The organism is Bradyrhizobium sp. YR681 (assembly GCF_000282615.1).
In the GTDB taxonomy this organism is placed as follows: Bacteria; Pseudomonadota; Alphaproteobacteria; order Rhizobiales; family Xanthobacteraceae; genus Bradyrhizobium.
Map to the genome: position 1 here is coordinate 1 of NZ_AKIY01000134.1, position 22997 is coordinate 22997.

Below are 22997 nucleotides of genomic sequence, written 5' to 3' on the forward strand. Positions count from 1 at the left end.
CCCGGCTGCGAAGGCGCCGCCGGCCGACGCCCCGCTCGCTCCGTCCGTGCGCAAGCTCTCGGCCGAGACCGGCGTCGATGCCTCGACCGTCCCCGGCTCCGGCAAGGATGGCCGCGTCACCAAGGGCGACATGCTCGCTGCAATCGAGCGCGCGGCTTCCGCGCCGACCCCGGTCAACCAGCCCGCCGCCGCCGTTCAGGTCCGCAGCGCTTCGCCGGCCGATGACGCCGCCCGCGAAGAGCGCGTCAAGATGACCCGGCTGCGCCAGACCATCGCGCGCCGCCTCAAGGACGTGCAGAACACCGCCGCCATGCTCACGACCTTCAACGAGGTCGACATGACCAACGTGATGGCGCTGCGCGCCCACTACAAGGACGCGTTCGAGAAGAAGCACGGCAGCAAGCTCGGCTTCATGGGCTTCTTCACCAAGGCCGTCGTGCAGGCGCTGAAGGACATCCCGGCGGTCAACGCCGAGATCGACGGCACCGATCTGATCTACAAGAACTACTACCACATCGGCGTCGCCGTCGGCACCGACAAGGGCCTCGTCGTTCCCGTCGTGCGCGACTGCGACAACAAGTCGATCGCCGACATCGAGAAGGGCATCGCCGATTTCGGCCGCCGCGCCCGTGACGGCCAGCTCAAGATCGACGAGATGCAGGGCGGCACCTTCACCATCACCAATGGCGGCATCTACGGCTCGCTGATGTCGACCCCGATCCTGAACGCGCCGCAGTCCGGCATCCTCGGCATGCACAAGATCCAGGATCGTCCGATGGTCGTCGGCGGCAAGGTCGAGGTCCGCCCGATGATGTATCTGGCGCTGTCCTACGATCACCGCGTCATCGACGGCAAGGAAGCCGTGACCTTCCTGGTTCGCGTCAAGGAGAGCCTGGAAGATCCGGCGCGCCTGGTGCTCGATCTCTGATCGCTAATGTTTTGAAAGCGCCGTCGCCTGCATGGGCGACGGCGCTTGTCGAAAGATGGAGGCGGGTTTGACCGATAAAGTCGTTGTCATCACCGGCGGCAGCCGCGGCATCGGGCGGGCGACCGCGCTTGCAGCGGCTGCGCGCGGCTATCGCGTCGTGGTCGGCTATGCCAGCAACAAGACCGCCGCCGATGAAGTCGTGTCTCAGATCGCGGCCAGCAACGGCAAGGCCATCGCAGTGAAATGCGATGTCGCCGAGGAGCGCGACATCATCGATCTCTTCGAGCAGGCCGACAAGTTCGGCACGCTTGGCGCGCTCGTCAACAATGGCGGCATCGTCGGCACCAGCGGCGTGCGCGTCGACGAGATGTCGGCCGAGCGCATCCAGCGTGTGCTCGCCGTGAATGTCACCGGCTCCATCCTCTGCGCGCGCGAGGCCGTGAAGCGGATGTCGACCAGGCATGGCGGCCAGGGCGGCGTCATCGTCAATCTGTCGTCGGTGGCTGCCAAGCTCGGCGCGCCCAACACTTACGTCGATTACGCCGCGTCCAAGGGCGCGATCGATTCCTTCACCACCGGCCTCGGTTATGAGGTTGCCGGCGAGGGCATTCGCGTCGCGGGCATCCGGCCGGGACTGATCGATACTGAAATCCACGCCTCCGGCGGCGAGCCCGACCGGCATCATCGTCTGGCGCATATGGTGCCGATGAAGCGCGTCGGCACCGCGGACGAAATCGCCAGCGCCATCATCTGGCTGATGTCGGACGAGGCGTCCTATATCACCGCAGCCACTCTCGATGTGTCCGGCGGACGCTGACGCGCCGCGCGGACGCTGACACATCCCCATCACGCTAAACTTACGGGACTTTCTCTCATGGCTACCTACGATCTCGTCGTCATCGGCACCGGACCTGGCGGTTATGTCTGCGCAGTGCGCGCCAGCCAGCTCGGCATGAAAGTCGCCGTGGTCGAAAAGAACGCCACGCTCGGCGGCACCTGCCTCAATGTCGGCTGCATGCCGTCCAAGGCGCTGCTGCACGCCTCCGAAATGTTCGAGGAAGCCGGGCATTCCTTCGCCAAGATGGGCGTCAGCGTCTCCGCGCCGAAGCTTGAGCTTCCGGCGATGATGAACTTCAAGCAGCAGGGCATCGACGGCAACGTCAAGGGCGTCGAGTTCCTGATGAAGAAGAACAAGGTCGACGTGCTCAAGGGCACCGGCAAGATCCTCGGCACCGGCAAGGTCGAAGTCTCCGCCGACGGGAAGTCGCAGGTGATCGAGACCAAGAGCATCGTCATCGCCACCGGCTCGGACATCGCGCGCCTCAAGGGCATCGAGATCGACGAGAAGCGCATCGTCTCGTCCACCGGCGCGCTGTCGCTCGACAAGGTCCCCGGCAAGCTCCTGATCGTCGGCGCCGGCGTGATCGGCCTCGAGCTCGGCTCGGTGTGGAAGCGCCTCGGTGCCGAAGTCGTCGTCGTTGAATTCCTCGACCGCATCCTGCCCGGCATGGACGGCGAAATTGCAAAACAGTTCCAGCGCATCCTCGAGAAACAGGGCTTCGCGTTCAAGCTCGGTGCCAAGGTCACCGCGGTCGACACCTCAGGCAAGACGCTGAAGGCGACCATCGAGCCCGCCGCCGGCGGTGCTGCCGAGACGCTGGAAGCCGACGTCGTGCTCGTCTGCATCGGCCGCGTGCCGTACACGGATGGGCTCGGGCTGAAGGAAGCCGGCGTCGCGCTGGACAATCGCGGCCGCGTGCAGATCGATCCGCATTTTGCCACCAGCCTGAAGGGCGTCTATGCCATCGGCGACGTCGTCGCCGGCCCCATGCTCGCGCACAAGGCCGAGGATGAAGGCGTTGCCGTTGCGGAGATCATCGCGGGGCAGGCCGGCCACGTGAACTACGATGTTATCCCAGGCGTCGTGTATACCACGCCGGAAGTGTCCTCCGTCGGCAAGACCGAGGAGGAACTGAAGCAGGCGGGCGTGGCTTATACCGTCGGGAAGTTTCCCTTTACCGCCAACGGCCGCTCCAAGGTCAACCAGACCACCGACGGCTTTGTGAAGATTCTCGCAGATGCGAAGACCGATCGCGTGCTCGGCGTGCACATTATCGGCCGCGAAGCCGGCGAAATGATCCATGAAGCGTGCGTTCTCATGGAATTTGGCGGCAGTGCGGAGGATCTCGCGCGCACCTGCCACGCCCATCCGACCCGGTCCGAAGCCGTCAAGGAAGCCGCGCTTGCAGTCGGCAAGCGGGCCATCCATATGTAGGCCACGCCCCGAGCCTGTTCGGGCGGGACAACACATGCTGCGCCGCCTTCTTCAACCGGTCTGGGTCCTGCTGGCGATCATCTTCCTGATCGAAGCCTGGCTGTGGGACCATCTCGAACCGATCGTCGCGCGGGTTGTCGCAGCCATCCCGCTCGCGCGTTTCAAGCAATGGCTGACGGAGCGCGTCGACGCGCTGCCGCCGGCCATGACGCTGATCGTGTTCGCGGTGCCGATCATCCCGCTGTTTCCGCTCAAGCTCGCTGGCCTGTATCTGCTCACGCATGAATACTGGCTGAGCGGCGTCTCCACGTTCCTGTTCGCAAAGCTGCTCGGCGTCGGCGTCACCGCCTTCGTGTTCGACGTGACGCGCGACAAGCTGATGGAGATGCACTGGTTCGAGCGGCTCTACGCGTTGGTGCTGAAGCTGCGCGCCAAGGCGGCCGAGCTGGTCGATCCGGTCAAGCAGCGCATCAAGGAGATCATCGCCGGCAACGGCGAAGGCTGGTCCTCCCGCACGCTCCGCCTGATCCAGCGTTTCCGCAAGAGCGTGCATCAGGCGCGCTAAGCTTCGCCACGATGGCGGTCACGCCGCCCGGATGGAGCGCAGCGCAATCCGGGACAGTCGCCCCCGCATCTCGCTACGCTCCATGCAGCTACAAATCCGGGCCACAGCAATTCGTCTCTCACCGTCACCCTGAGGTGGCCGCTTCTTCAGCGGCCCTCGAAGGGCGACGGCCCGGCTGCATTTCGGCCGTTCATCCTTCGAGGCTCCGAGCGCAATGCTGATGCACTGCGCTCCTCGCACCTCGGGATGACGGAGTCAGCAGTGCAGTCGCAGCCTCAATCCCTCAATGCAGATGCAGCAGATGCGGCCACCACAGGCCGAGCGCGGTCATGAGGATGCCGCCCAGCGTCAGGATGCCGGCGACATAGGCGAGCGCGAACATGCCGGTGATGATGGTGGCCGAGGCCAGCACGATGCCGATCTGGAAGGCGGCCGACGCCAGCTCGAAATGATGGTACTTCGCGGTCGCCTCGTCGCGCTCGTGCTCGGCGTGCTTGGCTTTCTCGGCGAGCTGCTCGGTGCCTTCGCCGGTCTCGGGCTCGGAACGGTAGCGTGCGGCGGTCTTGGTCCAGTCCTCGATCTGCTTCTGCACCACCGCCTTCATGGCGTCGTCGGTCGTGCCGGCCAGCGTCAGCTTGCCCTGCTCGGTCGCGGTCACCACCACGGTGCGGCGAATGCTCTTGGCCTGGAAGAACGCCCAGAGATTGGCGCCCTCGACGTTCTTGCTGATCGATTCGGTCTGGGCGCCCTTGCCGAGCGTTTCCGAGATCGCAAGGAACAGCGCCAGCACGGCGATCAGCAGCGCGATCTTCTTGTTCGAGCCGGACGCGTGTTCGGCGTGCTCGGCATGCTCCATGCTTTCATGTGCGCTCATGATTCCCCTCCTGTTCGGTTCCGCAACGATTGACCGAATGTGCTGCCGGACGCAAGCGCCAAGCGGCATTCGCTGGTGTCGCTTCTAGCGCACGTGCTCGGATGAATATTCGATGGCGCGGCCGGGAGCCGCGCCATTGTCATACGGCGTTACGAAAAAGCGTGGGTGATGCGGCTTGAACTCCGCGCCGGACAGGCAGGAGAGCACCAGGGGAAACGTGTCGACCAGCGTCAATTCCTCAGTCGCCAATGCGCCGCAAGGGCGGGGCAGCCGCATTGCGTTCAGGGCGCCGAAACGCTCGTTCAGATCCTCATCCGTCCAAGCCGTCGGCGGCTTCCCGAACTGGCCGCGGAACGCCGTGCCGTGATCCGACTGGAGAATGATCAGGGCGTCCGGATCGGTCCGCGTGATGTCATGAAGCAGCGTCAGCGCCTGCGCGTTGACGCAAGTGAGCTGCTCGACGAAAGCCGGCCGCGACTCCGGGCGCCAGAGCTGGAGGTCCGGATCGGCTGGACGGAAGCTGCAATCGGAGCGGAAGCGGATCGGCGGATGCGGCGCCAGCACATGCGCATAGAGGAAGAACGGCGAGGGCATCGCGCGGATGACGTTCAGCTTCGACTGGAGATCGTCGACGCCGCCCCATGCGAACGGCGTCGATTGCCGGTGCTGCACGATCAGGTCGATGATAGGCGTGTTGGAGAGGATTGCGATGTCGAGCTCGTCCAGCCCCAGATGGCCATGCACGCATCGCACCTCGTCAGGCGCGCATTCGGTCAGATAGTCGTAACCGTTCTCGAAATGCACATAGGTGTAACCCGCCGATGTCAGGCGGGCCACGGTGCGGTTCTTGCCCCGGACACGTGCCTGCAGCTCCGGCATCGGCAGCGGCCGAAGCGTCTCGCCGTCGCCTTCGACGGTGTAGTCGAAGCTGGCAGTGCTGGAGATCGAATTGACGGTGGCGGGGAAATTGGAGCGGCTCTTGCCCAGCACGGTGAAGTCGAGCCCGCGCAGCGACTCGATGAAAGTGCTGTTGTCGAACTTGAAATCCTCGGCGAGCACGTCCTGGCGCGGATAACCGTCGAGCACGATCCAGTAGATGTTGGGCGACAGCGCAAATCGTTCGTGCGTCCCGGTCGTGCTTGACGCGGCAGCGCGTGCGGCATCATCGCGCATCGCAAGGGCCGCAATGCGCGCGATCGGGGGCGCCGCGAATGCGGCCGATAGAACCAGCGCGACCGATATGGTAGCGCGATTGCGGATGGTGCCGAGCGCCACGATGCCGGTGCCCAAGGTGCCCGCCACCCACACAAGCGGCGCGAGCTGGCCGAGATGCGCCTTCAGCTCGCGCTGGATCAGGCCGATGTCGTAGGCGAAGAACACGAACATCATCAATCCCGCCGCCAGCAGGATGCGCCAGAGAGGGAGCCGTCGCAGGAGGAGTTTCAAGCCGGCGGCCAGGAAGGCCGTGATCGCGATCGTGGCTGCGGCGTAGCGCAGGACCCTGGAGGGGCCGGCGAGCGCCGTGATGTTTTCGGCATAGAAATCGAGCAGCGCCACCGTCGACAGCATCGCGGCGGCGAGCAGCGATTGCAGGAGCAGCCATCGATCGTTGCGAGTGCCCATCGTGCTAGCCTGCAACGCGCTCGAATTCGTACAGCGTCCGGCCGCCGTCGGCGAGCGCGAGCCGTCCGACGATGCGGGCATGACGACCGAGCGCCTGCTCGAATTGCGCACTGTCGTAATCGGCAAAGACGTCGCGCCGCAGCCGCAGCATGCGCTGGACCATCGGATCGGGTTTCGGCACGAATTCGATCACGCCGCGCGGCGCGAGGCCGACCAGCCATTCCACGACGAAGGGCAGCGGCACGTTGCGGCCGATCGCAAGGTGATGCACCAGTGCCAGCGCGATCACGGCGTCGGCGTTGCGGCGCGAGGCGAGGCCCGATCGCTCCGCCTCGCCCCAGCCCTGCGCGGGGCTCGGGTTGGCCGCATCGGAGAACAGCGGCAGGAAATTGAGGCGTGCCGCCGCCGCGCGCGCCGCCGCAGCTTCCAGCGCGTCGAGGTCGGTGTCGAAGCCGATCACCGATCCCGCGCCGTTTTGCAACAGCGCCTCGGCGTAACGGCCGGTGTTGCAGCCGATGTCCCACGCGCAGGCCGGCGCATGGCGCCGGGCGAAATCCGCGACAAAGTCCTGCTTTCTGCGCTCCTCGTCGCCGGCATAGGAGACGTTGCCGGTCTCGTAGCGCTGCCATTCGGTCGGCGCGATCGGCTTCGGCGTCAGCCGCGAGACCCAGCGATGCAGCCGCCGCAGCACCATTTGCAGCGCGGCCTTGGGCAGCGGCCGTGCCGGACGCGCGTCCGCATCGGGCGCGTGACGCGCGCGGCGCTGCAGCAAGTCAGGCAGCGTGATGTTGGTCAGGATGTCAGGCGCGAGCCAGCGCCTGAACCGGCCGAGCAGCGCGACGATGTCGGAGCTTGCGATGCCCTCGAGCGCGCCGCGATACCAGGCATTGTGCGCGATCCCGAACAGCGCGCGCAGCAGCAGCGGATTGACGAACTGCTCGATGAACTGGCGCTGGCCGGTCCAGTAGTCGCCGTCGCGGTAAGGCACGAAGGACGGGATGTCGATGAAAACAGGGCGGTGGCCTGCGAACTGAACGTTGTAGGCGCTGGCATCCGACAGCGCGAAACCGAAATCCAGCGCGCGCAGCTGCAAATCGAGATGCAGCAGCGCGGCGCGCTTGAGCAGCGCGAAGGGCCATTCATAGGGATAGGAGATGAACGGCAGCTTTGGATGCACCAGCACGCGCGCGCCCCGCGCGGGCTCCGCCATGTCGGCGATCGCCGCCGCATCGGCCTGTTCCGCGCTGACGATCCAGCCCCGGCCGACCAGATCGTCATAGGCGCCGGATGATTTCAGCCGCGCGAAATTCTGCGCGGCCTCGCCGTTGACGGAGCGCAGGATCGTGTCGCCGGACGAGAAGATGGTGCCCGAGGGATCGCGGAACGAGCCGGGATCACGAATGGCCATTGCCGGACGAATCCTTGGGCCAGTCCTCCGGCGCGGCCTTCGAGCGCCAGAACAATCCGAGAAGCCGACGTCCATAGGCGCGAACGGCAATCAGGCCGCCGGCAATGGCGGCGATCAGGCTCTGCACCGCGAACGCGCCCGTCCCCGGATCGAGATAGGCATAGGCGCTGGTCGGCATCAGCGCGGCCAGACACGCCAGAATGGTCATGAAGACCACAGGGAATTTCTTGTTCTTCATTGAAGCCCCGTCACGACAGGGCGACCGGCCGTGATGGGCCGGACCCGCCGTCTGTGACAGAGCGTAGCACTCCAGTCCGGCGCGTAACCTTAAATCTTCTCCATCAAGGCGAAAGTCGCCCGAATTTGGCCACCGCTGCACCGCCGCATTCCGCAATTAAGGCAGGCGGGACATAGTCGGACATCATTTTTTCCGCGCCGGGTGTGCGCGGATGAATTGTCGGCTCCGGGTTTACCGACGGTTGACCGAACGGCGCAATCGGCGCCGAGGACAAACGCCATGGCGATGCAATTAATGGTCTTGTTGTCCGGGGTGTTCTAGTCCTGCCTCATGACTACCGCGGAATGCATCGCAGCCTGCTTCTGGCCCTTCGTCATCATCGCTGCATTCGCGCTGCTGAAGGCCCGCAACACCGCGGCTTTTCCGTTCATCGGCAAGATCGTGTTCGCGGTCGGCATGACCTATCTCGGCCTGGTGATATTTTATGACAAGAGCTCGATCATCGCGGTCAACGACGTCCATGTTGGCCTCGTTGTTGTCGGCCTGGCCATGGCCGGTTCCCAGCTGCGGCAGTCTCCGCTCTATGGCTCGTTTCGCGACAAGGCGAAGGCGCTCGCCTCGATGATCCTGATCGTGCTGCTCGGCAGCGGCCTTGCGTGGTATGCCGGACGGATGCTGTTTCTCGACCACCTGACGTCCCGGCTCGTGATCGAAGGCCGTGTCGATCGCGTGCGAACGTCAGGTAGCCGCAGGTCGGATTACCTCGCCGACATCGGCGGCCGAACGGTGAAGGTCACCACGCCGCTCTACGAACGGCTGGAGAAATTCAGGCCGGCGGTCCGTGTCGAGGTCGGACGCGGATCGAACTACGTCTACGAGATCGAATATCTCTCGAACTGAGCCGCAGCCTCACCGCCGCGGATGCGCGCTCGCATAGACCTCGAGCAGCCGCTCGGAATCGATCCCGGTATAGATCTGCGTGGTCGAGAGTGAGGAGTGACCCAACAGCTCCTGGATGGCGCGCAGATCGCCGCCGCGCGAGAGCAGATGCGTGGCAAAGGAATGCCGCAGCGCGTGCGGCGTCGCGCTGTCGGGCAGGCCGAGCGCGCCGCGCAGCCGCTCCATCGCGAGCTGGATGATGCGCGGGCTGAGCGGACCGCCGCGCGCGCCGAGGAAGATCGGGCCTTCCGCCGGCAGCGGATACGGACACATCGACACGTATTCCTGCACGAGTTCGAGCACGTTTTGCAGCACCGGCACCATGCGGGTCTTGTTGCCCTTGCCTGTCACGATCAGCACGTCGCCTTCGCCCGGCTTCGGCACCTCGCGGCGCTTCAGTCCCAGCGCTTCGGAGATGCGCAGGCCCGAGCCATACAGCAGCGCCATCACCGCGGCATCGCGCGCCAGAACCCAGGTCTCGCGGTCCTCGCCGGCGCGCTCGTCGGCATCGGCCAGACGTTTTGCAGATGCCATCGGCAGCGGTTTCGGTAATGTCTTGGCCACCTTGGGCGCGCGGATCGCCGAGAGCGCGCCGACCTTGCCCTTGCCCTCGCGTTCCAGGAAGCGGCCGAACGAGCGCAGGCCCGCCAGCGCCCGCATCAGCGAGCGGCCGGCGATGTCGTCGGCCCGGCGCATCGCCATGAAGGCGCGGATATCAGTGGCCTCCAGCGAGGCGAACCGCGCCAGCGTCACGCGCTCGCCCCAATGATTGCTGAGGAAATCCAGGCACTGCCTGAGGTCGCGGGCATAGGCCTCCAGCGTCTTCGGCGACAGCCGCCGCTCGGTGCCGAGATGCGACAGCCAGCGCGTCATCTCCTGCGCAATGTCAGGATCGGCGCTGGCGAGCTCGATTTGTGGGGCGGCCGCTTTGCTCATGCGCTCTGGACGTAATGATTCCACTCAGTATATCGCATCACACCCGTTTACTGTTCGCTAAGGCCGCCTCGCGGCGCTAGCCTCAGGCCCCCAAGGTTCCGATTCTCCCCCCGATGGATCATTCGTCGCGCAGCACGACCACCCCCGCCAACGCGACCCGCATGGTCGACGTGCTGGTGCCGGTCGCGCTCGACCAGACCTATTCCTACAAGGTGCCGCGCGGCATGGAGCTGAAGGCGGGCGATCTCGTCGGCGTGCCGCTCGGGCCGCGCGAGGTGCTGGCTGTGGTCTGGGGCGAAAACGCCAATCCCGATCCGCGCCTGCACAACCGCCTCAAGGAGGTCAGCGAGAAGATCGATGTCGCGCCGCTGAAGCCGGAATTGCGCGCGGTCGTCGACTGGGTCGCCAATTACACGCTGAGCCCGCGCGGCATGGTGCTGCGCATGTGCCTGCGGATGGGCGAGAATCTCGGCCCCGAGCGGACGCGCGCCGGCGTCCGTCTGGTCGGCGATCCCCCCAGGCGGCTGACGCCCGCGCGCCAGCGTGTGATGGAGGTGTTGTCGGACCGGCTGCTGCACGGCAAGTCGGAAGCTGCCAAGGAGGCCGGCGTCTCCGCCGGCGTGATCGACGGCCTCGTCGACGAAGGCACGCTCGCGGTCGAGCCGATGCCGCCGCCAGCGCCGCCGCCGGCCCCCGATCCGGATTTCGCCCGGCCGGATTTTTCGCCGCTGCAGCGCGCCGGGGTCGATGCAATGCGCGCGCTCGCGGCCAACGGCACCTTTCACGTCGCGCTGCTCGACGGCGTCACCGGCTCGGGCAAGACCGAGGTCTATTTCGAGGCGATTGCGGAGGTCATCCGCCGCGGCAAGCAGACCCTGATCCTGATGCCGGAGATCGCGCTGACCGGCCAGTTCCTCGATCGTTTCGCGCAGCGCTTTGGCGTGCGGCCGATCGAATGGCACTCCGAGCTCACGCCGCGCACCCGCGCGCGCAATTGGGCGGCGATTTCCGAGGGCACCGCGCCGGTCGTGGTCGGCGCGCGCTCGGCGCTATTCCTGCCTTACGCCAATCTCGGCCTCATCGTCGTCGATGAAGAGCACGACCAGGCCTACAAGCAGGACGAGGGCGTGCATTATCACGCCCGCGACATGGCGGTGGTGCGCGCGCATATCGCAAAAATCCCGATCGTGCTGGCCTCGGCGACGCCGTCGGTCGAGTCCGAGGTCAATGCGCGCAAGAACCGCTATCAGCGCATCGCGCTGCCCTCGCGCTTCGGCGGCCAGCACATGCCGCATATCGAGGCCATCGACCTGCGCCGCGAGCCGCCGGCGCGCGGCCGCTTCATTTCGCCGCGCCTGGCCTCCGAGATCAGAAAAGCAATCGAGAAGCGCGAGCAGGCGCTGCTGTTCCTCAATCGCCGCGGCTATGCGCCGCTGACCTTGTGCCGTGCCTGCGGCCACCGCTTCGCCTGCACCATCTGCGATGCCTGGCTGGTCGATCACCGCTTTCGCCAGCGCCTCGTCTGCCATCATTGCGGCTTCTCGATGCCGCGGCCCCCAACCTGCCCGCACTGCGCGGCGGAGGAATCGCTGGTTGCGGTCGGCCCCGGCGTCGAGCGCTTGCAGGAGGAGGCGGCGGCGCTGTTTCCGGACGCGCGCACCATGGTGCTGTCGAGCGATCTCATCACCTCGATCGAGACCATGCGCAGCGAGCTGAACGAAATTGCCGAAGGCCGCGTCGATGTCATCATCGGCACGCAGCTCGTGGCGAAGGGGCACAACTTCCCCCGGCTTAATCTCGTCGGCGTGGTCGATGCGGATCTCGGCCTGAGCAACGGCGATCCGCGCGCCTCCGAGCGCACCTGGCAATTGCTCAACCAGGTGATCGGCCGCGCCGGCCGCGAGCAGGGCCGCGGCGTCGGCTATCTCCAGACCCACCAGCCCGATCATCCCGTGATGAAGGCGCTGATCGCCTGCGACCGCGAGGCGTTCTACGACAGCGAGATCGACCTGCGCGAACGCACGCTCTATCCGCCGTTCGGCCGGCTCGCGAGCCTGATCATTTCGGCCGGCGACCGCCCGAGCGCGGAAGGCCTTGGCCGCCGTCTCGTTGCGCTTGCGCCGCGCGACGAGCGCGTCGTGGTGCTCGGCCCGGCCGAAGCGCCGCTCGCCGTGATCAAGGGCCGCTACCGCTTCCGCATCCTGGTGAAATCGGCCCGCGGTTTCGATCTGTCGGATTATCTGCGCAACTGGCTCGCGGTGTGCCCGAAGCCGAAGGGCAATCAGAAGCTCGAAGTCGACGTCGATCCGCAGAGCTTTTTGTAGGGTCCCACCGCTCTCTCCCCGTCATTGCGAGGAGCGAAGCAATCCAGAATCCCTCCGCGGAGGCAGTCTGGATTGCTTCGTCGCTTCGCTCCTCGCAATGACGGAGCAATAAAACACTCCTGTAGCCCGGATGGAGCGCAGCGCAATCCGGGGCCGCACTTTCGACGCAGCACCTTTCCCGGATTTCGCTGCGCTCCATCCGGGCTACGAAGTAGGCGCAAACAAAAAGCCCGCCGTCCCCCAAGACGGCGGGCTTGTTTCGCCCGCGCTGATCTCGCCGCTCACATGTCCGCAGACAATGACGAGAACTGCGCTTTGAGGCTAAGGCGCTCTCGCGCCGTTACGACACCACTTCCGCGGTGACGCGGCCGACGCCGGCGCCGGTGAGGCCGATGGCGCGGGCAGCGCCCGTGGAGAGGTCGAGGACACGGCCGCGGATGAACGGGCCACGGTCATTGATGGTGACGATGACGCTGGAGCCGCCATGGGTGACACGCAGCTTGGTGCCGAACGGCAGCGAACGATGCGCCGCGGTCATGGCGTTTTGGTTGAAGCGCGCGCCCGAGGCGGTGCGGCTGCCGGACTCGTTGCCGTAATAGGAGGCCATGCCCGAGAAGCTGCGGCCCGTGCCCGAGGACGGATTCATCGACGCATTGGCGTTGCGCCAGTCGGAGGTCGCGTTGGTATCAGCCTGGGCGTGGTGGCGGTGGTAGGAATGCCGGTGGTGATGCCGGGATTTGGCGGAAGCTTCGGTGGCAGTTCCACCAATGAGGAGAGTTGCGGCAACGAAAGCGATCGCCGTACGCGGCCGGGTCACATTGCCCAGCGTCTTCAAAGACAGCATTTAGTGGTCCCTAAGCTAGTATTGCCACATATGTGGCTAGTGGAGCCCCCATCAGTTTGTGAGCGGGTTGGCGTTTCGTTGCGCAATGAGGCATGAATTGGGCAGTAGTTCAGCTATGTGTCGTGATGAAATATCTTGTGACCCCTGCCACTATTCAGCCGATATTCCGTAATCTTTCATTTTAATGATTTGTTAACTGATCTATTACTTTCGAATACTGTAAAACGAAGTCATCACACTCAGCGTTTAGAATTGGGTAAGTATTCAGCGGCCCCAGCGACCGGCGCCGGAATCACGGCTCAGTGATCCGTGTTCATGGCCGCTATGCGCTGAAGGCAGGAACGGATCAGCGGGATGCCGACGTAAGGCTCACGGCAATTCCGTGGCGCGGCAGGTCGTGGTGCAGATGAGCGCGCCACTCTGTTGAAGCGTCCTGTGTGCGACGAACTGGCGACAGAACGTCGTGCCTTTAATTTGGCGTCATGTTGCACGTGCGCGCCTGCTATGTTAGCAAAGCCGCGATTTTAACGGACCCGGCACGTCCCGTGTCGGCCGAAAATCGAAGTCCCGCTTGAATTCCAAGGGCTTGGATCGCTAGGCGCCGCTTCGTGGCGACGGTTTTTCCCTTGCGAGTTTGACAGCAAAAAGAGCGCGTCTGTGGCTGCAGAAGATACGTCCGTTTCAGGTGTGTCCGGCCGTTATGCAACGGCCTTGTTTGAACTGGCCCGCGACCAGAAAGTGGTCGACGAGGTCAAAGCCGATCTCGAAAAGTTCGAGGGTCTGCTGGGGGAGAGCGCCGATCTCACGCGCCTCGTCCGCAGCCCGGTGTTCGCGGCCGATGCCCAGTCCAAGGCCCTCTCGGCCGTGCTGGCCAAGGCCGGCATCGCCGGCATCACCGCCAATTTCCTCAAAGTGCTGACCGCCAACCGCCGCCTGTTCGTGGTGGCTGACGTCATCCGCGCCTATCGCGCCCTGGTCGCCAAGTTCAAGGGCGAGGCGACCGCGGATGTGACCGTGGCGGAGGCGCTTTCGGACAAGAATCTCGACGCCCTCAAGGTTGCCCTGAAGTCGGTGACCGGCAAGGACGTCGCGCTCAACGTGAAGGTCGATCCCTCGATCATCGGTGGCCTCGTGGTCAAGCTTGGCAGCCGCATGATCGATAGTTCGCTTCGCACCAAACTCAATTCGATCAAGCACGCGATGAAAGAGGCAGGCTGATGGACATCCGCGCCGCGGAAATTTCCGCGATCCTCAAGGACCAAATCAAGAATTTCGGCCAGGAAGCTGAAGTCTCCGAAGTCGGACAGGTGCTGTCCGTCGGCGACGGTATCGCTCGCGTCTATGGTCTGGACAACGTCCAGGCCGGCGAAATGGTCGAGTTCGAGAACGGCACGCGCGGCATGGCGCTGAACCTCGAAACCGACAACGTCGGTGTCGTTATTTTCGGTGCCGACCGTGAGATCAAGGAAGGCCAGACCGTCAAGCGCACCCGCGCCATCGTGGACGCGCCGGTCGGCAAGGGCCTGCTCGGCCGCGTGGTCGACGGTCTCGGCAACCCGATCGACGGCAAGGGTCCGATCCAGGCCGACAAGCGCATGCGCGTCGACGTCAAGGCGCCCGGCATCATTCCGCGCAAATCGGTGAACGAGCCGATGGCGACCGGCCTCAAGGCGATCGACGCCCTGATCCCGATCGGCCGTGGCCAGCGCGAGCTGATCATCGGCGACCGTCAGACCGGCAAGACCGCAATCGCGCTCGACACCATCCTGAACCAGAAGCCGCTCAACGCGCAGCCGGACGAGAACATCAAGCTGTACTGCGTCTATGTCGCAGTCGGCCAGAAGCGTTCGACCGTCGCGCAGTTCGTGAAGGTGCTGGAAGAGCAGGGCGCGCTCGAATATTCGATCGTCGTCGCCGCCACCGCGTCGGATCCGGCCCCGATGCAGTACATCGCGCCCTTCACCGGCTGCACCATGGGCGAGTACTTCCGCGACAACGGCATGCACGCCGTCATCATCTATGACGATCTGTCCAAGCAGGCCGTCGCCTACCGCCAGATGTCGCTGCTGCTGCGCCGCCCGCCGGGCCGCGAAGCCTATCCCGGCGACGTGTTCTATCTGCACTCCCGCCTGCTCGAGCGTGCGGCGAAGCTGAACAAGGACCAGGGCTCGGGCTCGCTGACCGCGCTGCCGGTCATCGAAACCCAGGCCAACGACGTCTCGGCCTATATCCCGACCAACGTCATCTCGATCACCGACGGCCAGATCTTCCTGGAAACCGACCTGTTCTTCCAGGGCATCCGTCCCGCGGTGAACGTCGGTCTGTCGGTGTCGCGCGTCGGCTCCTCGGCGCAGACCAAGGCCACCAAGAAGGTCGCCGGCAAGATCAAGGGCGAGCTGGCGCAGTACCGCGAAATGGCGGCGTTCGCGCAGTTCGGCTCCGACCTCGACGCCTCGACCCAGCGCCTGCTCAACCGCGGCTCGCGCCTGACCGAACTCCTGAAGCAGCCGCAGTTCTCGCCGCTGAAGATGGAAGAGCAGGTCTGCGTGATCTGGGCCGGCACCAACGGCTATCTCGATCCGCTTCCGGTCAACAAGGTGCGTGCGTTCGAGGACGGTCTGCTGTCGCTGCTGCGCGGCAAGAACGCCGAGATCCTCAACTCGATCCGCGACACCCGCGACCTCACCGACGACACCGCTGCCAAGCTGAAGTCGGTGGTCGAAGGTTTCGCGAAGAGCTTCGCGTAAGAAGAGGTTTTCGTGGCCGGATTCCTCCGGCCATGATCGCTTCGCGAGAGGCAAAGCAATAAGAAGCGTGCCCGGCGCCCGGCCGGGCATTGCGACAGGGACAGGCTAGCGGTCCGACGTATCAGTCGAACCGCCGGGGTGAACGAAGAATGGCGTCACTTAAAGACATGCGCGTCCGCATCGCCTCCACCAAGGCGACGCAAAAGATCACCAAGGCCATGCAGATGGTCGCGGCCTCGAAGCTGCGCCGCGCGCAGACCGCGGCGGAAGCGGCGCGTCCCTATGCCGACAAGATGAGCGCGGTGATCTCCAACATCGCCAGCGCCGCCGCGGGTTCGCCCGGCGCCCCCGTGCTACTGGCCGGCACCGGCAAGGACCAGGTTCACCTGCTGCTGGTCTGCACCGGCGAGCGCGGCCTGTCAGGCGCCTTCAACTCCTCGATCGTGCGTCTCGCCCGCGAGCGCGCCCAGGCGCTGATGGCGCAGGGCAAGGAAGTCAAATTCTTCTGCGTCGGCCGCAAGGGCTACGAGCAGCTCCGCCGCCTGTTCGACAAGCAGATCGTCGAGCATCTCGACCTGCGCAGCGTTCGCCAGCTCGGCTTCGTCAACGCCGAGGACATCGCCAAGAAGGTTCTGGCGCGTTTCGACAATGGCGAGTTCGACGTCTGCACGCTGTTCTATTCGCGCTTCCGCTCGGTGATCGCGCAGATCCCGACCGCCCAGCAGGTCATCCCGCTGGTGGTCGAGGCGGGCGCCGCCGCCAACACCACGTCCTACGAATACGAGCCGGAAGAGGACGAGATTCTCACCCGTCTTCTGCCGCGCAATCTCGCGGTCCAGATCTTCCGCGCGCTGCTCGAGAACAACGCCTCGTTCTACGGCGCGCAGATGAGCGCGATGGACAACGCGACGCGCAACGCCGGTGAGATGATCCGCAAGCAGACGCTGGTCTACAACCGCACGCGTCAGGCGCAGATCACCAAGGAACTGATCGAAATCATCTCGGGTGCCGAGGCCGTCTGACCAAGACGCTTCAGTACCCGTCAAACGCAACATCCCGGTCTAGCTGACCGCGGCTTAGAAGTTCGGATCGAAGGAGACATTCAATGGCAGCCCAGTCCGGTCGCGTCACCCAGGTCATCGGCGCCGTCGTCGACGTGCAGTTCGAAGGCCACCTGCCGGCCATTCTCAATTCGCTCGAGACCAAGAACGGCGGCAACCGCCTGGTGCTCGAAGTCGCCCAGCATCTCGGCGAGTCCACCGTCCGCACCATCGCGATGGACACCACCGAGGGTCTGGTCCGCGGCCAGGAAGTCACCGACACCGGTTCGCCGATCCGCGTTCCCGTCGGCGAAGGCACGCTCGGCCGCATCATCAACGTCATCGGCGAGCCGATCGACGAAGCCGGTCCCGTCAAGTCCGAAGGCCTGCGCGCAATCCACCAGGAAGCGCCGCTCTACACCGACCAGTCGACCGAAGCTGAAATTCTCGTCACCGGCATCAAGGTCGTCGACCTTCTCGCTCCGTATGCGAAGGGCGGCAAGATCGGCCTGTTCGGCGGCGCCGGCGTCGGCAAGACCGTGCTGATTCAGGAGCTGATCAACAACGTCGCGAAGGCGCACGGCGGTTACTCCGTGTTCGCCGGCGTCGGCGAGCGCACCCGCGAGGGCAACGACCTCTATCACGAGTTCATCGAGTCCAAGGTCAACGCCGATCCGCACAATCCGGATCCGAGCGTGAAGTCGAAGTGCGCGCTGGTGTTCGGCCAGATGAACGAGCCCCCGGGCGCCCGCGCCCGCGTCGCGCTCACCGGCCTGACCATTGCGGAAGACTTCCGCGACAAGGGCCAGGACGTGCTGTTCTTCGTCGACAACATCTTCCGCTTCACCCAGGCCGGCTCGGAAGTGTCGGCGCTGCTCGGCCGTATTCCTTCGGCGGTGGGTTATCAGCCGACGCTCGCGACCGACATGGGCGCGCTGCAGGAGCGCATCACCACCACGCAGAAGGGCTCGATCACCTCGGTGCAGGCCATCTACGTTCCGGCCGACGACTTGACCGACCCGGCGCCCGCGACCTCGTTCGCGCATCTTGACGCGACCACCACGCTGTCGCGCTCGATCGCCGAAAAGGGCATCTACCCGGCGGTGGACCCGCTCGACTCGACCTCGCGCATGCTCTCCCCGCTGGTCGTCGGTGAGGAGCATTACGCGGTCGCCCGTCAGGTCCAGCAGGTGCTGCAGCGCTACAAGGCGCTCCAGGACATCATCGCCATTCTCGGCATGGACGAGCTTTCGGAAGAGGACAAGCTGGCGGTGGCCCGCGCTCGCAAGATCGAGCGCTTCATGTCGCAGCCGTTCCACGTCGCCGAAATCTTCACGGGCTCGCCGGGCAAGTTCGTCGACCTCGCCGACACCATCAAGGGCTTCAAGGGCCTGGTGGAAGGCAAGTACGACCACCTGCCGGAAGCCGCCTTCTACATGGTCGGCACCATCGAAGAAGCCGTCGAGAAGGGCAAGAAGCTGGCTGCTGAGGCCGCCTGAGCTTTCGAATAGCGATTAGGGAGTGGCGAACAGCTGCTCCCTCTTTTGCCACTCACCATTCGCAGGTTTGTTATGGCCACCTTCCACTTCGATCTCGTCTCGCCCGAAAAGCTCGCATTCTCGGGTGAGGTCGACCAAGTCGACATCCCCGGCGTCGAGGGTGACTTCGGCGTGCTGGCCGGACATGCGCCGGTCGTGGCCGCGATCCGCCCGGGCATTCTCACCATCACCACCGGCGGCAAGCACGAGAAGGTCATCGTGCTCGGCGGCCTCGCCGAAGTCTCGGACAAGGGCCTGACCGTGCTCGCCGACGTCGCGACCTCGATGGCCGAGCTGGACAAGGCCAAGTTCGCCGAGACCGTCGCCGAGATGGAAGAGGGACTGAAGGAGCACGAAGGTGACGAGCTCGATCAAGCCATCGCGCGGCTCGATCACTACAAGAGCATCCAGCAGCAGCTCAGCTCCACGGCTATGCACTAAGCCCCGGCGCAACCGCTCCGGGGCTCAAGCCTGAAATTCCTGAATAAGTTCAGCGCTCGTCACGGAAGTGGCGGGCGCTGAAACTTTGTTGCACCGTGCCGGAGATAGCGGCATTCTGCCGCCGCGGAAGGGGTTCCAGGGCAGGTCGCAGATGAAGCGCAAGATCGCGGCGATTTTCGCGGCCGATATTGCCGGCTATTCGAGGCTCGTTGCGGAAGACGAGGAGGAGACGCTGCGGCGTCTGGCCTCCTACCGCGAAGTCATCGACGATTTCATCGCCAAGGCCAACGGACGCATCTTCAACACAGCGGGCGATGCCGTGCTCGCGGAATTCCCGAGCGCGGTCGATGCGGTGCGCTGCGCGATCGATATCCAGGAGTCCTTGCGGACCCGCAACATGGCCTATCCGCCGAGCCGGCAGATGTCGTTCCGGATCGGCATCACCATCGGCGACGTGGTCGAGCGCAACGGCGATCTCTTGGGCGATGGCGTCAACATCGCGGCGCGGCTGGAAGGCCTCGCGGAGGTCGGCGGCATCTGCGTCTCCCGCGCCGTGCACGAGCAGGTCGCCAACAAGCTGTCGGTGCAGTTTGCCGATATCGGCGCGCAGGAGGTCAAGAACATCCCGACGCCGGTGCATGCCTACATGGTGGCGATGCGGCGCGAGGACGGGACCTACACCACGCCGAAACTGAAGAAGCCCGCATCCAGGATGGCCGCGGCCCCGGTGTGGATGTGGCCGCTGGTGGTTGCGATCGTCTCGGTCGTCGCCATCCTCGTCACCGGCTTCCTCTACAACACCAAGCTCAAGCAGGCGATGACGGCCGCAGTGACGCCGGCCGCGACGCCGAGCCCAACGCCCACGGCCGTCGCTGTAGCGCCGAGTCCGACGCCGACCCAGATGGCGAAGGCGCCGATGGCGCCGATGCCGCCGTCGAATGCCGGCGCTGCGATGGCGCCGATGCCCGCGCCGTCACCATCTGCCGTGCCGCTAACGGGCAAGCTCGTCGCCGACAGCGTGCCCTTCATCAACGAGCGCATCCGCAGCTACCTCGCCGGCGACTATTCCGCTTCCGGCGACTACAAGGCCTTCGCACTCAATGTCGGCGGCTTCTCCGGCTCGGCGCTGAACCAGCCCACCGAGGAGGCCGCACGCAACATGGCGCTGGATCAGTGCCAGAAGCGCGCCGATGCCGCGCAATCGCCGCGGCGCTGCGAGCTCTATGCGGTCGGCAACAATGTCGTCTACACCCACGGCAAGCCGCCGATGCCGCCGTCTCCTTTTTTCCGACATGACGCCATGACCGAGCGGGCCTTCGCCTCGAAGGATTTTCCGATGGTGCGCGATCCCGCGAAGGTCCGGCTCGAGAACATCTTCGTGCCGGCGGCGAAATCGCGCTCGGTCGCGCTCGGCCCGGGCGGACAATATTTCATGGTGCTGGGCGCACCGACGCCGGAGGATTCGGCGCGGCGTTCGCTGGAATCCTGCGGTGCGATTTCCGGTGTTGCCTGCATGATCGTCGCGGTCGACGATAATTTCGTGGTGCCGATCCCGACCCTGCTCAGGATCACCGGCTTCTTCCACGCCGCCAGCAATGCCTCGATCATCGCCGATGCCCGCGACGAGGTCGTGCGCAAGTTAGGGGATGCCATGGGCTGGAACGCGGTGGCCGTCGGCACCGCAGGGCGCCCAGGCCTCGGCCTGAAAGCCGCCGACGAGCAGACCGCCGTCAACACTGCGCTGGCCGATTGCGCCAGGCGCGACAGCGACTGCCACGTCATCGCGATCGGCCCGTTCACGGTGGGACCGATCAATTAGCGCCGAAACGGCTCCGCGAAGGCGTTACCGGCCGACCTCGCGACGATTGCGCCTCTCCGCCGATTTTCTTCGACGCTTCAGCAACATCGCAACCACCACAGCACCGCGCGCCGGCGGTGCTTGGCTACTGTGCATGGGGTTGTTTTCGCGGTTTCAGTTTGCGAACGGCGCGAACTCTCGCGCCACGGCCTGATAGACCTCGCGCCGGAATGGCACGACGAGGTCGGCGACGCGGTCGAGGCGCTCCCAGCGCCAGGCGTCGAACTCCGCGGGCTGGTCGTTGCGCGGTGTCAGCGGGTCGATCTCGTCGTCCTTGCCGGTGAAGCGCAGCGCGAACCATTTTTGCCGCTGGCCGCGAAACTTCGCCAGGCGATGCGTCTGCGGGCCGTCATAGGGCGGGAATTCGTAAGTCAGCCAGTCAGTCTCGCCGAGATAGTCCGCGCTCTTGACGCTGGTCTCTTCCCAGAGCTCGCGCAGTGCGGCATCGCGCAGATTCTCGCCCTCGTCGACGCCGCCCTGCGGCATCTGCCAGTCGAGGCCCGGCAGGATGATCTCGGGGCCGTCGCCCTTGAATCGGTGGCCGATCAGGACGCGGCCTTCGGCGTTGAACAGCGCGATCCCGACATTGGGACGGTAGGGCTTTTCATTCGACATGCGGTGACTTCTTTGATCGTCATTCCGGGTTCGTGCTTCGCACGCCCCGGAACGACGATGCAAACTATTCATCCGCGAGCGACGAAAATTCCTTCACCACGCGCTCATAGACCGGGCGCTTGAAGGGGATGATCAGTTCCGGGAGGTTTTTCATCGGTTCCCAGCGCCAGCTGACGAACTCGGCCTTGTGGCCGCCGCCGGGTTTCTCGACATTGATCTCGCTGTCCTTGCCGGTGAAGCGGACCGCGAACCATTTCTGGCGCTGGCCGCGATAGCGGCCCTTCCAGGCGCGCCCGGCAACGGTGCGCGGGATGTCGTAGATCAGCCAGTCCGGAACCTCGCCGAGCCGCTCCACCGAGCGGACGCTGGTTTCCTCGTAGAGCTCGCGCCTGGCTGCGTCCCAGGTGTCCTCGCCGGGATCGACCCCGCCTTGCGGCATCTGCCAGACATGGGTGTCGTCGACATGCTCGATGCCGCCGGCGCGGCGGCCGATGAACACCAGTCCCTTCGTGTTGATCAGCATCACTCCGACGCAGGTCCGGTAGGGCAGATCCTCGTAACGCGCCATTCCGCCAGACCTCTCGCGTGCTTTTGGTGGGGCATGCCGGTCCCGCAGGACGAGTGCCGTACCAATCCGTTGATTTAGCTGGATTTTGATTTCAGCATCGCGGTTGTCAATGGCACCAAAAGGATACCACGGTCGCCCAAAGTCCTGGTCCAGGCGCCGATGCGCTCGATCGAGACAGGGAGGGCCGAGGCGGTGCCGACCGCGATGCCGCGCTCGCGCGCCGCCGATTCCAGCTTGTTCAGGGCCCGGTCGATCTCGGTCGGCGTCGGCACCGCGTCGAGCGCGATATCGCCCTTGCCGAACGGCATCGCTGCGCTCGCCGCGGCCTGGGAGGCGATGCTGCGGGGCGAGGAGCCGTCGTCGAAGAAACCGAGGCCGCGCTTGGCCGCCTCGCGGATGATCGGCAGCATCGCGGCGTCCGTCGCCACGAAGCGGGCGCCCATGAAATTGGCGATGCCGGCATAGCCCTGCATCCGGCTCAGATGCCAGTACAGGCGGTCCGTGTTCTGGTCGGCGGTGAGCGAGGTCAGCAGCGTCTGCGGGCCCGGATCGTTGTCCGGGAAGTCGTAGGGCTCCATCGGGATCTGGAGGAAGATCTCGTGGCGCTGGGCGCGCGCCCGCTCGGCGAGCTTTCCCGGATCGGAGCCATAAGGCGTGAAGGCCAGCGTTATCGCCGGCGGCAGCTTCATGATCGCATCGGTGGTCTTGGCGGCGCCGACGCCGAGGCCGCCGATCACGATCGCGATCACAGGCATCCTGGCGGCCTTGGCGCGATCGGCATCAGCCGCATAGACGTTGAACGGCTTGAGGTCTCCCGCGACCACGGGAATCATGCCGTAGCGCGACTTCTCCAGCAGTTTCGGATCGATCCCGGCCATGACGGGCGGCGGGGCCGAGGCGGCCGCGGCTTCGCCCTTGTCGGCGGCATCGCCGGCGCCGATCACCACGTCGTGGCGCGCCCCGGTGGAGCCGTCGATCATGGTGACGGTCTTGTGCTCGCCGGGGGCAGCCGTCTTCGGTGCTTCCTTGCTCTCGTGCTTGGTCTCCGGCTTGCTTTCCGCCCCATGGCCGGAGGCGGCCGGCTTCTCCTCGGTCGCCTTGGGCTCGCGGATCGCGATCCGCGTCATCGGCTCGCCGCCGAGCGGGTCCTTGTTGAAGATGGCGAAGCCGGCAAAGCTGACGAGGAACAGGCCGAGCAGGATGGCGAGCGCCTGCATGGCCGTGAACGGCAGGCGC

At 65.2% G+C, this 22997-nt stretch carries 21 protein-coding genes; 12 read left to right on the forward strand and 9 right to left on the reverse strand.

Going from position 1 to position 22997, the window contains the following annotated elements; genetic code table 11:
* From odhB to PMI42_RS12080, 4 genes are all read left to right on the forward strand, one after another.
* Positions 1-928: 2-oxoglutarate dehydrogenase complex dihydrolipoyllysine-residue succinyltransferase (gene odhB / locus PMI42_RS12065; RefSeq protein ID WP_008134169.1), on the forward strand; the 928-nt coding region annotated here is incomplete at its 5' end.
* A 55-nt stretch (positions 929-983) separates the two neighbouring features.
* Positions 984-1745 carry an SDR family oxidoreductase gene (locus PMI42_RS12070; RefSeq protein WP_085969533.1) on the forward strand — a complete coding sequence of 254 codons (762 nt, stop codon included), beginning with the start codon at positions 984-986 and terminating at the stop codon, positions 1743-1745.
* Positions 1746-1802: 57 nt separating this feature from the next.
* Entirely contained in the window at positions 1803-3203 is a 1401-nt protein-coding gene (gene lpdA, locus PMI42_RS12075) for a dihydrolipoyl dehydrogenase (protein WP_008134171.1), read from the forward strand.
* 34 nt (positions 3204-3237) lie between these two features.
* The gene (locus PMI42_RS12080; protein ID WP_008134173.1) at positions 3238-3768 is read left to right on the forward strand and encodes a hypothetical protein; all 531 of its coding nucleotides are present in this window, start codon (positions 3238-3240) and stop codon (positions 3766-3768) included.
* A gap of 283 nt (positions 3769-4051) precedes the next feature.
* On the opposite strand, the gene PMI42_RS12085 is transcribed toward PMI42_RS12080, so the two are convergent.
* The 4 genes from PMI42_RS12085 to PMI42_RS12100 form a co-directional block, all read right to left on the reverse strand.
* On the reverse strand, positions 4052-4642 hold the full coding sequence (locus tag PMI42_RS12085; RefSeq protein ID WP_008134175.1) for a DUF4337 domain-containing protein: 591 nt from the start codon (positions 4640-4642) through the stop codon (positions 4052-4054).
* A gap of 84 nt (positions 4643-4726) precedes the next feature.
* On the reverse strand, positions 4727-6265 hold the full coding sequence (locus PMI42_RS12090; RefSeq protein ID WP_008134177.1) for an alkaline phosphatase family protein: 1539 nt from the start codon (positions 6263-6265) through the stop codon (positions 4727-4729).
* 4 nt (positions 6266-6269) lie between these two features.
* Complete coding sequence (locus PMI42_RS12095; RefSeq protein ID WP_008134178.1) at positions 6270-7673, reverse strand: methyltransferase domain-containing protein; 1404 nt, start codon at positions 7671-7673, stop codon at positions 6270-6272.
* On the reverse strand, positions 7660-7911 hold the full coding sequence (locus PMI42_RS12100; protein ID WP_008134180.1) for a hypothetical protein: 252 nt from the start codon (positions 7909-7911) through the stop codon (positions 7660-7662). Before PMI42_RS12100 ends, PMI42_RS12095 begins: the two co-directional genes overlap by 14 nt.
* Positions 7912-8241: 330 nt before the next feature.
* Here PMI42_RS12100 and PMI42_RS12105 point away from each other — a divergent pair, with 330 nt between their 5' ends.
* On the forward strand, positions 8242-8811 hold the full coding sequence (locus PMI42_RS12105; RefSeq protein ID WP_008134182.1) for a hypothetical protein: 570 nt from the start codon (positions 8242-8244) through the stop codon (positions 8809-8811).
* Between the two features lie 9 nt (positions 8812-8820).
* On the opposite strand, the gene PMI42_RS12110 is transcribed toward PMI42_RS12105, so the two are convergent.
* Positions 8821-9786: a tyrosine recombinase XerC gene (locus tag PMI42_RS12110; protein ID WP_008134183.1), complete on the reverse strand. Its 966-nt coding sequence runs from the start codon at positions 9784-9786 to the stop codon at positions 8821-8823.
* A 113-nt stretch (positions 9787-9899) separates the two neighbouring features.
* Here PMI42_RS12110 and PMI42_RS12115 point away from each other — a divergent pair, with 113 nt between their 5' ends.
* Positions 9900-12110 carry a primosomal protein N' gene (locus tag PMI42_RS12115; protein WP_008134184.1) on the forward strand — a complete coding sequence of 737 codons (2211 nt, stop codon included), beginning with the start codon at positions 9900-9902 and terminating at the stop codon, positions 12108-12110.
* Positions 12111-12450: 340 nt separating this feature from the next.
* Here PMI42_RS12115 and PMI42_RS12120 read toward each other — a convergent pair whose 3' ends face one another.
* The gene (locus tag PMI42_RS12120; protein ID WP_008134185.1) at positions 12451-12954 is read right to left on the reverse strand and encodes a septal ring lytic transglycosylase RlpA family protein; all 504 of its coding nucleotides are present in this window, start codon (positions 12952-12954) and stop codon (positions 12451-12453) included.
* Between the two features lie 657 nt (positions 12955-13611).
* Here PMI42_RS12120 and PMI42_RS12125 point away from each other — a divergent pair.
* From PMI42_RS12125 to PMI42_RS12150, 6 genes are all read left to right on the forward strand, one after another.
* On the forward strand, positions 13612-14172 hold the full coding sequence (locus PMI42_RS12125; protein WP_008134186.1) for a F0F1 ATP synthase subunit delta: 561 nt from the start codon (positions 13612-13614) through the stop codon (positions 14170-14172).
* A complete protein-coding gene (atpA, locus tag PMI42_RS12130) occupies positions 14172-15701 on the forward strand; it encodes a F0F1 ATP synthase subunit alpha (RefSeq protein ID WP_008134187.1) in 1530 nt (509 codons plus the stop codon). The genes PMI42_RS12125 and atpA overlap by 1 nt, the downstream gene beginning before the upstream one ends.
* 149 nt (positions 15702-15850) lie before the next feature.
* A complete protein-coding gene (locus PMI42_RS12135) occupies positions 15851-16723 on the forward strand; it encodes a F0F1 ATP synthase subunit gamma (RefSeq protein ID WP_035965381.1) in 873 nt (290 codons plus the stop codon).
* An 83-nt stretch (positions 16724-16806) separates the two neighbouring features.
* A complete protein-coding gene (atpD, locus tag PMI42_RS12140) occupies positions 16807-18240 on the forward strand; it encodes a F0F1 ATP synthase subunit beta (RefSeq protein WP_008134189.1) in 1434 nt (477 codons plus the stop codon).
* 72 nt (positions 18241-18312) lie between these two features.
* Positions 18313-18720 (forward strand): F0F1 ATP synthase subunit epsilon, encoded by a 408-nt coding sequence (locus PMI42_RS12145; protein ID WP_008134190.1) that lies wholly within the window; start codon positions 18313-18315, stop codon positions 18718-18720.
* A gap of 151 nt (positions 18721-18871) precedes the next feature.
* On the forward strand, positions 18872-20539 hold the full coding sequence (locus PMI42_RS12150; RefSeq protein ID WP_008134191.1) for an adenylate/guanylate cyclase domain-containing protein: 1668 nt from the start codon (positions 18872-18874) through the stop codon (positions 20537-20539).
* 153 nt (positions 20540-20692) lie between these two features.
* Here the strand turns inward: PMI42_RS12150 and PMI42_RS12155 are convergent, their stop codons facing one another.
* The 3 genes from PMI42_RS12155 to PMI42_RS12165 form a co-directional block, all read right to left on the reverse strand.
* Positions 20693-21193 carry an RNA pyrophosphohydrolase gene (locus PMI42_RS12155; RefSeq protein WP_008134193.1) on the reverse strand — a complete coding sequence of 167 codons (501 nt, stop codon included), beginning with the start codon at positions 21191-21193 and terminating at the stop codon, positions 20693-20695.
* Positions 21194-21257: 64 nt separating this feature from the next.
* The gene (locus PMI42_RS12160) at positions 21258-21761 is read right to left on the reverse strand and encodes an RNA pyrophosphohydrolase (protein WP_008134195.1); all 504 of its coding nucleotides are present in this window, start codon (positions 21759-21761) and stop codon (positions 21258-21260) included.
* 74 nt (positions 21762-21835) lie between these two features.
* A partial coding sequence (locus tag PMI42_RS12165; RefSeq protein ID WP_008134196.1) for a divergent polysaccharide deacetylase family protein occupies positions 21836-22997 on the reverse strand: 1162 nt, incomplete at its 5' end.